Below are 11604 nucleotides of genomic sequence, written 5' to 3'. Positions count from 1 at the left end.
TAGTTGGAACCGTCCCGGTCTGCTCCTGCCAGCAGCGCTGTGGACGGCACGGACGCCCCGCCGACGGCACGACGGCGTGGCGGATGTCGCTCGCCGAGGTGGGCATGGTCCACGGGACGGTGCCGTTCCTGTGGCTGACCATGATGCCCGGGGCCGGGGCCGGCACGGTCCCCGCGCGGGTGAGCCTGGCACCGCTGCGGGACCTGGCCACGATGGGGCCGCTCGGGATCGTCGGCAACCTGCTGGTCTTCGCGTCCCTGGGGTTCTTCGCCCCGATCCGGTTCGCGGCGCTGGCGTCCGTGCCGCGGATCCTGGCGCTCGGGGCGGGTTGTTCGGTCCTGGTGGAGACCGCGCAGTACGTCCTGCGGCTGGACCGGGTGTTCTCCGTGGACGACGTACTGGTCAACGCCGCCGGCGCCGTGCTGGCCGCGCTCGCGTCGCGCCGCTGGTGGCGCACCACGGCGACAGCGCCGTCGGACCGGCCGCTCCCGGCGCCGGCGGGCTGAGCCGGGTGTCCGCTGCGCACCCGTCTTCGCGTACGTCGGCGCCATGGGTGCTGCTTAGGCTTCAGACATGCGTGTACTGATCGTGGAGGACGAGCCCTACCTGGCCGAAGCCGTCCGTGACGGTCTGCGGCTGGAGGCGATCGCCGCCGACATCGCCGGCGACGGCGACTCCGCCCTGGAACTGCTCGGCGTCCACTCCTACGACCTCGCGGTCCTCGACCGCGACATCCCCGGCCCCTCCGGCGACGAGGTCGCGCGGCGCATCGTCGCTTCCGGCAGCGGCATCCCGATCCTCATGCTCACCGCTGCCGACCGGATCGACGACAAGGCCTCCGGGTTCGGGCTCGGCGCCGACGACTACCTCACCAAACCGTTCGAACTGCGCGAGCTCGTCCTGCGGCTGAGGGCGCTCGACCGCAGACGCGCCTACGCCCGGCCGCCGGTCCGCGAGATGGCGGGCCTGCGGCTCGACCCCTTCCGCCGGGAGGTCTTCCGCGACGGACGCTACGTCGCGCTCACCCGCAAACAGTTCGCGGTGCTGGAAGTCCTGGTCGCCGCCGAGGGCGGGGTCGTCAGCGCCGAGGAACTGCTGGGACGGGCCTGGGACGAGAACGCCGACCCCCTCACCAACGCCGTGCGCATCACCGTCTCCGCCCTGCGCAAACGGCTCGGCGAACCATGGATCATCGCCACGGTGCCCGGCGTCGGCTACCGGATCGACATCGGCCCCGACACCACGCGCCCCGGCAGTACGCATGCTTAGACGCCCAGGGCTCAGCGCCCGACTGAAACTCACCCTCAGCTACGCCGGGTTCCTCGTCGTCGCCGGTGCTCTCCTGTTGGCCGTGGTGTGGGTGTTCCTGCTGCGCTACGTGCCCGACACCCCCAAGGGCCTTCTCGGGATCTCGCCCAACCGCTACCTCCTCGTGCGCACCTTCGCCCCCGCCGCGGCCCTGGCGATGCTCTTCCTGCTCGTGTTCGGCCTCGTCGGGGGATGGGTCCTCGCGGCCCGGATGCTCGCACCGCTCGCCCAGATCACGGCCGCGGCACGGATGGCCGGGAACGGGTCGCTGTCCCACCGGATCCGCCTGCATGGCCGCAGCGACGAGTTCCGTGAACTCGCCGACGCGTTCGACTCGATGCTCGAACAACTAGAGTCGCACCTAGCCGAGCAGCAGAGGTTCGCCGCGAACGCCTCCCACGAGCTGCGCACCCCGCTGGCGATCTCACGGACGCTCCTCGACGTCGCCCGCAAGGACCCCACGCGGGAACGGGACGAACTCATCGAGCGCCTGCACGCCGTCAACACACGGGCGATCGACCTCACGGAGGCCCTCCTGCTGCTCAGCCGCGGCGACCGCGGACACTTCACCCGCGAGAGCGTCGACCTCTCCCTCGTCGCCGAAGAAGCCGCCGAAACGCTGCTTCCCCTCGCCGAGCAGCGCCGGATCACGCTCGACGTCACCGGCGGGGCGGCCCGGACCAGCGGCTCCACGGAACTCCTGCTGCGGATGGTGACGAACCTCGTCCAGAACGCCGTCGTCCACAACCTCCCCGCCGGCGGCACCGTGACGGTCAACACCGAGGCGCACGGCGACACGAGCGTGCTGCGGGTCGAGAACACGGGCCGTCGGCTCCCACCGGAACTGGTCCCGACGCTCACCGAACCCTTCCAGCGCGGAACGGAACGCGTCCGCGCCGACGAGCACGCCGGCGTCGGCCTCGGCCTGGCCATCGTGCACAGCGTCGTCCGCGCCCACGACGGGACCCTCGACCTCGTCCCCCGCCCCGCCGGCGGTCTCCTCGTCACGGTCCGGCTGCCCGGCACGCCGTAGGCCTCGACCCCGAGCGGGCCCACCTGATCCGAACGAACAGGCCCTGGTCAGGGTGAGGGTGAGTCCCGCGCGGCTGAGCAGGCGGGCGTAGTGCGCGGTTCGTTCACGGCCGCCGACGTTGCGCATCATGTGGAGGTCCCAGGCGGTGGCCGGCGAGAGCGAGCCGTCGGCGGGCAGCACGCGTTCCACGACGAGCAGGTCGGCGTGTGCGGGCATCGCGCGGCAGTGGCTCACGATCTCGTGGCAGCGGTCGTCGTCCCAGTCGTGCAGCACCCGGGACGTCGCCGCCCGGCGGTACGTCCGCGAAGTCGCCCGTCCGGTAGGCCCCCCGCTCGCCGCAGCCGGCGGCGTCGAGCGAGCGGCGGGCGGCCTCGATGACGTGCGGACGTTCCTGACGACCGGGTGCGTCGGCAGGGGTGCGAACATCCGGGCGCTCGCGGTCATGGACCCGTCGGAGAGTTCGGCGAGTTCGGGATCTCCGCCTCCAGCACCGCGCGGTTCGCGCCCTAGGCGGCCGAGGGGTCGACCACGCTGGCGGCGTCGCCCGCGAGGAACGGCGAGCCATGGCGCAGGGCCGGTGCCCGCCCTTCACCTGCGACTCCACCCAGGGCGAGAGGGTGCCTCCCTCCAGGGCCCCGGATAAACTGGCGAAAGAAGCGGAATCCAACCGTCCGCCCACGGCGGAGATCCGTGGCAGCCCCGCGGATCGAGCGGGAGGCACCTATGCTCCGCACCCCTGTCTGTGAGCTGCTCGGCATCGAACTACCCGTCGTCTGCGCGCCGTTCGGCCCCTGGAGCGAGGTTCCGCTGGCGGCCGCCGTGTGCGAGGCCGGCGGACTCGGAAGCCTGGGTACGGCCGGCCGATCCGTCTCCGACCTCCAACGCGAGTGGGGCGAGATGCGCCGGCTGACAAGCCGCCCGTTCGCGATCAACCACACGACCCGGCCACTGGACGAGGACGCCTTCCAGGCCACGATCGAGGAACACCCGGCTGTCATTTCCTTCCATCTGGCCGTTCCTCAGGACCTGATCAGCCGGGCACACGACGCGGGCATCCTCTGGATCCAGCAGGTGATGGACGCCCGGCAGGCCGCCGAGGCCCTGGACGCGGGCGTGGACGTCCTCATCGCGCAGGGCGGCGAGGCAGGCGGCCACGGGGGCGAGGTAAGCACCCTGGTGATCGTGCCCCAGGTCGTGGACATGGCCGGGGAGACCCCGGTGATCGCGGCCGGCGGCATCGCCGACGGGCGCGGCCTCGCCGCGGCGCTCGCCCTCGGCGCGCAGGGCGTCTCCATGGGCACCCGCTTCCTCGCGTCGGAGGAGATGCCCGCGTCCGACGAGTGGAAGCAGCGGATCCTCGCGGCCGACGCGACCGACGCCGTGAAGGTGGCCGGCAGCGAGCGGATCCTTCCGCCGTACAACCGCCCCGGCAGCTTCGGCGTGCCGCGGGCGCTGCGGACTCCCTTCGTGGACACGTTGCGCGACAGCCCCGAGGACATCGACCCGAAAGAGGTCGTGCCACGGTTGATGCAGGCCGTGCACGCCGGCCGGGGCGACGAGTACATGCCGTTCGCCGGGCAGTCGGCCGCGCTCGTACACGACATTCAGCCGGCCGGCGAGATCGTACGTGGGGTCGTTCACGAGGCGGAGGCCGTCCTGGCCGGGCACCACCGCTGAGCGGCTCGGACGCGGGTGACGGACATGGTGGGAGAGTGGCGGTATGTGCGGCCGCTACTCATCCACCCGAAGCCCCGAGGACCTGGTCCAGCTCTTCGAGGTCACCGACTGGCGCCCCGAGGAGACGATCGCCCCGAGCTGGAACGTCGCGCCGACGGACCAGGTCTGGGCAGTCCTCGAACGCGCTCCGCGCGGCGCGGGCGGAGCCGCGCCGGCGGCGCGTGAGCTGCGGCCGCTGCGCTGGGGCCTGGTGCCGTCGTGGGCCAAGGACGTGAAGGTCGGCGCGCGGATGATCAACGCGCGCGTGGAGACCGTGCACGAGAAGCCCGCCTTCCGCCGCGCCTTCACCAGACACCGCTGCCTGCTGCCTGCCGACGGCTTCTACGAGTGGCAGCAGGCCAAGGACCCCATCACGGGCAAGGCCCGCAAGCAGCCGTACTTCATCCACCCCGAGGACGACCAGGTGATGGCGCTCGCCGGGCTGTACGACTACTGGCGCAACCCGGACATCAAGCAGGACGACGACCCCGCGGCATGGCTGACGACCTGCACGATCATCACCACCGAGGCCACCGACGCCGCCGGGCGCGTCCACCCCCGCATGCCGCTGGCCCTCACCCCGGATCACTACGACGCCTGGCTCGATCCCCACCACCAGGACCCCGACGAGCTGCGGACGCTGCTGACCCGGCCCGCGGACGGCCACCTGGACGCCCGGCCAGTCTCGACCGAGGTCAACAGTGTGCGCAACAACGGCCCGCAGCTCCTCGAAGAAGTGACTCTGGCACGCGCCGTGCGCTGAGGGCCGCGGCGGAAGAGCGGGCGCCGCGGCCCACTAGTATCCTGTGGAGATAGTATAGATTTAAGAGCATTGAGCAGACTCAATCATCCAGGGTGATCCATCAGGAATACGCTGCGGTGCAGAACGTTTGCTCTACATATGATAGGTGAAGCGCACGGTAGGAGTGAGACGGGCATGGAGCTTGGAATCGCCCTCGACCCTTCGGACCCCGGGGCTCTCGCGGGCCGGTGGGACGAGCTGGCCGGGCTGGCCGACGAACGAGGTCTCGCTCTGGTCGTCGTGGCGACACCCGACGGGTCGGCGAGGCCCGCAGCCGGTCTGGACCCGTGGACCGCGGCCACCTGGCTGGCGGGCCGGACCCGCGGCATCAGCATCGGCGTGGACCTGCCGGACCTGCCCGCGCCATCACCGAAGGACGCCGCCGCGCCCTGGCCGACGGTCGTGGCCAAGGCCAAGGAGAGCTTCGACGCCCTGGCGCCGGGCAGGCTCGTCACCGATGCCTCCGCCTGGGTGACCGCTCCCCGTGGGGCATCCGCCGAGGAGCTGTCCACGCTGGCCGAGCAGGGCCGCCCCGTGGTGGTCCCCGTGGACTCGGCACGGGACGTGCAGCGGCTCGCCGCCCTGGCGGACGCAGCGTCCGGGACCGTGCCCCCGCAGCGTTCGCTCGCCGCACGCTCCCGTCGCCGCCCCGGCATCGACTACGCGTCAGTACCGAAGTCGCTGGCTGCCCACGCTATCGAGCCGGGCGACCCCGGCTACGACGGCGTCAGGTCCACCTACCTGCGCGGCGGGTCGCCCGGCCTGGTGCTGCGCCCCGGCACCCCGGACGAGGTCGCCGACGCACTGGGATTCGCGCGGCGGCACACGCATCTGCCGCTCGGCATCCGCAGCGCCGGCCACGGCATCAGCGGCCGCTCGACCAACAAGGGCGGGCTCGTCGTCGACCTGCGGCGGATGAACGGCATCGAGGTGCTCGACCCCGCGCGGCGCCTGGTACGCATCGGACCGGGTGCGACCTGGAAGCAGGTGGCGGCCGCCCTCCACCCGCACGGCTGGGCACTCGGCTCGGGCGACTACGGCGGCGTCGGCGTCGGCGGTCTCGCGACCGCGGGGGGCATCGGCCTGCTCGGCCGCGCACACGGCCTCACCATCGACCACCTGCGCGCCGTGGAGCTGGTGCTCGCCGACGGCAGCAAGGTACGTGCCAGCGCCGACGAGCACCCCGACCTGTTCTGGGCGGTACGGGGCGCGGGAGCGAACTTCGGCGTCGGCACGGCCTTCGAGTTCCAGGCGGACCCGGTCGGCCAGGTCGGCCACGCCCATCTCACGTTCCTCACCACGGACATCGCGAAGGCGATGGCGGACTTCGGCAGAGTCGCCTCCGAGGCGCCCCGGGACACCACCGTCTTCTTCATCACCGGGCGCCCACGGCAGGGCCAGTGGAGCTACCAGCTCCTCGGCATCGTGGACAACCCCGACCCCGACGTCATCGTGGAGCGCCTGACTCCCTTCGCGCAGACAGGCCTGCTCGCCCAGCAACAGGTCGTCGTCACCCCCTACATGGGGGTCATGGCCTCCGCCGCCGACGTCGGGCCCGAGGGCCAACGTGGCTTCGGTGATCCGGTCTCCCGCTCGGCGTTCCTCCCCAAGCTCACCCCCGAGTTCGCGCAGGACGCCGCAGCCCTTCTGCGCACGGGGAAGGTGTACTTCTTCGAACTCCGCGCGATGGGCGGCGCCATCGCCGACGTCCCCGCCGGGGACACGGCCTTCCCCCACCGGGCGTCCGCCTTCCAGGTCACCGCGATGGGAGCCGGTCACGACACCGTCAACGGCCTCTGGGACCCGCTGCGGCACCACTTCGACGGCCTCTACCTCAGCTTCGAGACCGACCGCCGCCCCGAACGGCTCCACGACGCCTTCCCGCCCACCGTCCTGAATCGGCTGCGGGAGATCAAGCGCCGTTACGACCCGGGAAACCTCTTCCGGGACAACTTCAACATCGATCCGTACCCGGACGCGCGGACCACCTCGGCCGACGCGCTCCCGAGCTAAGGACCTCCCCCATGACCGACTACGGACACGACCTGCTCTTCGGCTCGTTCGTCACACCGGCCGCAGGCAGGCCCCAGCAGGCCGTCGACCTGGCTGTCACCACCGACCGGTCGGGTCTGGACCTCGTCACCTTCCAGGACCACCCGTACCAGGCCTCGTACCTGGACACCTCCACGCTGCTCGCCTACGTGGCCGCGCGCACCGAGAACGTCCACATCAGCGCCAACGTCACCAGCCTCCCGCTCCGCCCGCCGGCCGTCCTGGCGCGCGCTGCCGCCTCCTTGGACCTCCTCTCCGGTGGCCGCTTCGAACTCGGCATCGGAGCGGGCGCCTTCTGGGACGGCATCGAAGCCATGGGAGGCCGACGCCTCACGGCCGGAGAGGCTGTCGAGGCGCTGCGCGAGGGGATCGCCGTCATCCGCGACATCTGGGACACCGACGCGCGCGGCGGGGTCCGCCACCACGGCCGGTACTACGAGGTCGACGGGGCGAAACGCGGCCCCCGGCCGGCGCACGACATCGCCGTCTGGGTCGGCGCGTACAAGCCCAGGATGCTCGCCCTCACCGGCGCCGTGGGCGACGGCTGGCTTCCCTCCATGGAATACCTGCCGCGGGGCGCCGAGTCGCTGCCGGAGATGAACGCCCGCATCGACGAGGCGGCCGAGGCTGCCGGGCGTTCTCCGTCGGCCGTCCGCCGGCTGATGAACTTCATGAACGTCCGGTTCTCCCCCACATCGCAGGGGTTGCTCGACGGACCCGTGCAGGCATGGTCGGAGCAGATCGCCGGCCTCGCCCTCGAGCACGGTCTCAGCGCCTTCGTCATCGGCGGCGACGACCCGGCCACGATCGAGCGCTTCGGCGCGGAAGTGGCGCCCGCCGCGCGGGAACTGGTGGCGCGCGAACGGGGGCGCTGACGCGATGGGTCGGTCGCGGGCGGGCGTGTCGGCCGTTCCGCGTCGGTGTCAGCCGGCGGTGCGCCGTCGGCCTCGGCGCGGTGCGCGGTCCCCTTCTCCGGTGATGTCGAAGTCGGCGGCGACCTGGCAGAGATCGACGGCGGGACCGTGTGCGTCCAGGTGTCCTGCGAGTGCGCACAGCATGGACTGGAAACCCGCCCGTGACTCCTCGGGCAGCGGCGCGAGGATGTGCTGCTCCACGAGCGAGACCCGGCGGGACAGTTCTGCCCACCGCTCCCGGCCGTGCTCGGTGGCGACGATGTGCCGGCTCCTGCGGTCGGAAGGGTCCGGCCTGCGCTCGACCAGGCCGGCCCGCTCCAGATCGTCCAGGAGGTACGTCATCACCGTCCGGTCCACACCGAACCGATCGGCCAGGGAACGCTGACTGCTCGCCTCACCCTGCACCGCGGCCGTGAGCACGAAGTAACCCCGCGGCCCACCCGGGATGTCCCCCACAGCGGCTTCCGTCGCCTTCGCGTATGCGCGGAACACGACACCGATGGCCATCCCGAAGTCGTATCCGTTGCCGTACCCGTCGCGGGAGTCCCCGGTCCCGGTCGCCACGGCCTCGGTCTCTTCCCCGGAGTCACGGTGCGCAGTCACACATCCCACTTTAGTCCATTCTCAAGATGCTCTGCCTGACAGAGCATCGGGGTTCTGGTGTCCCGCCTGCCGGCGGCGCACCATCTCGGCGATCCAGGTGGGGGCGAAGGGGGACGTGCAGTTCCGGGGAGTCGGGTAGTCCTTGAGTACTTCCAGCCGCTCGCCGATGTCCGTCGCCCGGTCGCGATACTCGGCGTGCTCGATCCCGATCTGGGCCAGGCAGTGGTTCATCGCCCACTGCAGGCGGTCCGGGGCGTCCTTCATCTCCGCCTCGATGGCGTCGAGCAGTCCGGCGAGGTCGAGGCCCTCGGGCTTCTTCACCACGCGCTCGGCGGTCAGCGCCCAGCCGGCGCTCGCGACCACCGGATCCGGATCCCCGAACCAGGCCAGGCGCAGTTCTTCGGAGTACGGGCTCTTCTTGACCACGTAGTTCACGAGCCAGTCGTGCACCTTGGGCGCGCGTGCCTCGCGCAGCATGGTGTCCAGTTCGTCGCGCTCGAACGCCTTCGGACGGCAGATCAGCAGGGCCAGGAGCCTCGCCGCGGTGTCCCCCGTCCCCCACAGCTCGCGCGCGAGGTCCTGTTGCGTCTTGAGCTGCTTCGCGAGCGCGCGCAGCTTGCCGAGGTTCACGCCGTGATCGTCACCGTGCTTCTCGTTCACCGCGCGTGTCCTCGGGTCCTCGAGCACGGCCAGCTCGGCCATGACCTGCGCCACTGTCGTCCCGGTCACCGCAGCAGCCTCCTGTCCGTCACGCACGAATCCAGCCTACGGGGGGGTGGCGGCCGGTCCGCCTCGACCGTACCGAGGCGCTCAGGAGCTGCGGGCGGAGGGGCGCCCGAGAGGCAGCGAGGCCTGGACGCGCCAGCCGCCCTCGGCTGCCGGCCCCGCTTCCAGGTGCCCGCCGAGCGCGTCGACCGCCCCCGCCATCCCCACCAGGCCGAAGCCCCCGCTCCCGCCCGGTGCGGGGTCCGTTCGGGTCCTGCCGTCGTCGGTGACGCGCAGGACCAGCCGGCCGGAGTGCACGTCATCGCAGCGCGGGCAGTCATGGGCGTCGGTGCCGCCGTGGTCATGCCGGCCACGCTGTCGCTGCTGGTGGCGATCTTCCCCAGGGGCGAACGCGCGAAGGCCATCACGGCCTGGACCGCCACCACCGGTCTCGCCGTCGCCGTCGGCCGCTGCTGGCCGGATGGCTGCTGGAGGACCACGCCTGGGGCTCGACGCTCCTGATCAACGTGCCGGTCGCCGTCGTCGCCGTCGTCGGCGCGCTGACACTTGTTCCGACGCCTCACGGGATCTCCTGCTCCGCCCAGATGATCTTCCCCCCCGGGGTGTGGCGGGCGCCCCACCGATGGGCGAGCTGGGCCACGAGGAACAGGCCCCGACCACCCTCGTCCGTGCTGCGGGCGTGCCGCAGACGCGGCGCGGTACTGCTGGCGTCGGCGACCTCGCAGGTCAGCCGGGAGTCGCGGAGCATGCGCAGATGGATGGGGGGTTCGGCGTAGCGGACCGCGTTGGTGACCAGTTCGCTCACGATCAGCTCCGTGGTCATGGCCAGCTCCTCCAGACCCCAGGCCGCGACCTGGCGGGTCGCGCGGGCCCGGACGTCGGCGACGGCTGCCGGGTCCGCGGGGACGTCCCAGGAGACGACGTGGTCGGCGCCCAGGACGTGGGTGCGGGTCAGGAGCAACGCGATGTCGTCGGGCTGGGCCACGGGCACGAGCCGCCGCACCACGGACGCGCAGAGGGCCGCGAGGTCGCCGCCCGGCGCGCGGCCGGCGCGCGCGCCGCTGTCTCCGGCCACACTCGCGTGCGCATGCCCACCACCGGGCCCCGCCGGCCTCGCATCCACGCGGCAACTGTCCCCCTCGGCGCCACAAGCGTCCGCACCGCCCGCACCCTCGGCGCCACAAGCGTCCGCACCGCCCGCGAGACCGGCGTCCGCACCACCACCTCCGCCGTCCGCGAGACCGCGCCCGCACTCCGCCCCGCGCCCGCACTCCACCTCGCTCGCACCCGCGCGACCGCCCTCGCTCCCCGCGGCACCCGCGCCCGCGTCCGCGCCAACGCCCTCGGACTCAACCTCGCTCGGGTCCAGCCGGACGTCGTCACTCCGGGCACCGCCGCCGCCCAGTCGGCTGCCCTCGTCCCCGGCGACAGCCTCGCCCCCAACAGCGCCCCTTTTCGCGTCCGGACGGGGGTCCTCGCGGTATGCGGGTGGCTCGTCCGTGGTGGTGGGGGGACCTGCCAGTACCTCGCCGAGGCGAGACATGCCGAGTTCCATGTCGCGGTCGGCTCCGGAGATGAGGCCGTTGGTGTAGAGGCCGAAGAGACTGTTCTCGGCGAGTTCGATCTCGGTGGACTCGAACCCCATGCCGCCCAGCCCGAGCGGCGGACCGGCCGGGGGCTCCGGGAAGGAGACCTGGCCGTCGGGCGCCACGACCACGGGAGGCGGATGCCCGGCGCGGGCCATCGTGCAGAGCCTGCTGACCGGGTCGTACACGGCGTACAGACAGGTCGCCCCGAGGAAGGCCGTCGTGCTCTCGTCGGTCTTCTCCTCGCTCAGCCGCAGCACGAGGTCGTCGAGGTGGGCCAGCAGATCGGCCGGCGGCATCTCCATGTCGGCGAGGGTCTGCACCGCCGTGCGCAGCCGTCCCATCGCCGCCGCGGCGGTGATGCCGTGGCCCACGACGTCCCCGACGGCGAGGCCCACGCGGCCCCCGGACAGCGGGAACACGTCGAACCAGTCGCCGCCGACCCCGCCGCTCGGATCGGCCGGCAGGTAGTAGGAGGCCACCTCCAGCGCCGTACCGCCCGTCAGTGCCTGTGGCAGCAGGCTGCGTTGGAGGGTGATCGCCGCCGTGTGCTCCCGCGTGTAGCGGCGGGCGTTGTCGACGCACAGCGCCGCCCGCGCGACCAGCTCCCGGGCCAGCAGGACGTCGTCGGGCTGGAACGGGACGGGATTGAGCGACCGGAGGAACGTGGTGAGGCCGAGGGCGGTGTTCCGTGCCCGCATCGGCACGGAGAGGAGGGAGTGCAGCCCGAAGTCGCGGATGGACTCCACGCGGGCGGGCTGCTCGGCGACCCACAGGGCGTCGGCCGGGTCGAGCACCGGGATGAGGATCGGCTCGCCCTCGATGAGCACGTTCGCGTTGTGCGGTGGCGGAAGGAAGTCCACC

General features: G+C 72.2%; 11 protein-coding genes and 2 pseudogenes. 8 read left to right on the top strand and 5 right to left on the bottom strand.

All coding sequences use genetic code 11. The annotated features are described in order from the left end of the window. The 3 genes from AB0O67_RS33565 to AB0O67_RS33555 all read left to right on the top strand — a co-directional run. On the top strand, positions 1-506 hold a 506-nt coding region (locus tag AB0O67_RS33565; protein WP_365458571.1), incomplete at its 5' end, for a VanZ family protein. Positions 507-573: 67 nt separating this feature from the next. Next, positions 574-1269 (top strand): response regulator transcription factor, encoded by a 696-nt coding sequence (locus tag AB0O67_RS33560; RefSeq protein ID WP_365458568.1) that lies wholly within the window; start codon positions 574-576, stop codon positions 1267-1269. After that, complete coding sequence (locus tag AB0O67_RS33555) at positions 1262-2341, top strand: HAMP domain-containing sensor histidine kinase (RefSeq protein WP_365458565.1); 1080 nt, start codon at positions 1262-1264, stop codon at positions 2339-2341. Before AB0O67_RS33560 ends, AB0O67_RS33555 begins: the two co-directional genes overlap by 8 nt. A 54-nt stretch (positions 2342-2395) precedes the next feature. Here AB0O67_RS33555 and AB0O67_RS33550 read toward each other — a convergent pair. After that, positions 2396-2818 (bottom strand): annotated as a pseudogene (locus tag AB0O67_RS33550) (methyltransferase); the annotation flags it as partial. 246 nt (positions 2819-3064) lie between these two features. Here AB0O67_RS33550 and AB0O67_RS33545 point away from each other — a divergent pair. The 4 genes from AB0O67_RS33545 to AB0O67_RS33530 all read left to right on the top strand — a co-directional run bounded on the left by AB0O67_RS33545 (position 3065) and on the right by AB0O67_RS33530 (position 7786). Then, a complete protein-coding gene (locus AB0O67_RS33545) occupies positions 3065-4018 on the top strand; it encodes a nitronate monooxygenase (RefSeq protein WP_365458562.1) in 954 nt (317 codons plus the stop codon). 43 nt (positions 4019-4061) lie between these two features. Beyond that, positions 4062-4820, top strand: a complete 759-nt coding sequence (locus tag AB0O67_RS33540; protein ID WP_365458559.1) for an SOS response-associated peptidase — start codon at positions 4062-4064, stop codon at positions 4818-4820. Between the two features lie 174 nt (positions 4821-4994). Next, a complete protein-coding gene (locus tag AB0O67_RS33535) occupies positions 4995-6872 on the top strand; it encodes an FAD-binding protein (protein ID WP_365458555.1) in 1878 nt (625 codons plus the stop codon). Positions 6873-6883: 11 nt separating this feature from the next. Then, positions 6884-7786: an LLM class flavin-dependent oxidoreductase gene (locus tag AB0O67_RS33530; protein WP_365458552.1), complete on the top strand. Its 903-nt coding sequence runs from the start codon at positions 6884-6886 to the stop codon at positions 7784-7786. Between the two features lie 48 nt (positions 7787-7834). On the opposite strand, the gene AB0O67_RS33525 is transcribed toward AB0O67_RS33530, so the two are convergent. The 3 genes from AB0O67_RS33525 to AB0O67_RS33515 form a co-directional block, all read right to left on the bottom strand. Further along, on the bottom strand, positions 7835-8428 hold the full coding sequence (locus AB0O67_RS33525; protein WP_365458549.1) for a MarR family transcriptional regulator: 594 nt from the start codon (positions 8426-8428) through the stop codon (positions 7835-7837). A 21-nt stretch (positions 8429-8449) separates the two neighbouring features. Further along, complete coding sequence (locus AB0O67_RS33520) at positions 8450-9130, bottom strand: DNA alkylation repair protein (RefSeq protein ID WP_365458574.1); 681 nt, start codon at positions 9128-9130, stop codon at positions 8450-8452. Between the two features lie 108 nt (positions 9131-9238). Continuing rightward, the gene (locus AB0O67_RS33515) at positions 9239-9451 is read right to left on the bottom strand and encodes a hypothetical protein (protein WP_365458577.1); all 213 of its coding nucleotides are present in this window, start codon (positions 9449-9451) and stop codon (positions 9239-9241) included. On the opposite strand from AB0O67_RS33515, the pseudogene AB0O67_RS33510 reads away from it, so the two are divergent. After that, a pseudogene (locus tag AB0O67_RS33510) lies at positions 9443-9708 on the top strand (MFS transporter); the annotation flags it as partial. The gene AB0O67_RS33515 and the pseudogene AB0O67_RS33510 overlap by 9 nt on opposite strands. A 5-nt stretch (positions 9709-9713) precedes the next feature. On the opposite strand, the gene AB0O67_RS33505 reads toward AB0O67_RS33510, so the two are convergent. Continuing rightward, positions 9714-11604 (bottom strand): SpoIIE family protein phosphatase (locus AB0O67_RS33505; protein ID WP_365458546.1); only part of this gene is annotated, 1891 nt, incomplete at its 5' end.

Source organism: Streptomyces sp. NPDC086077, from assembly GCF_040686175.1.
Taxonomy (GTDB): domain Bacteria; phylum Actinomycetota; class Actinomycetes; order Streptomycetales; family Streptomycetaceae; genus Streptomyces.
Note: the sequence above shows the minus strand (reverse complement) of the source record. Positions and strands in the feature narration are given on the sequence as shown.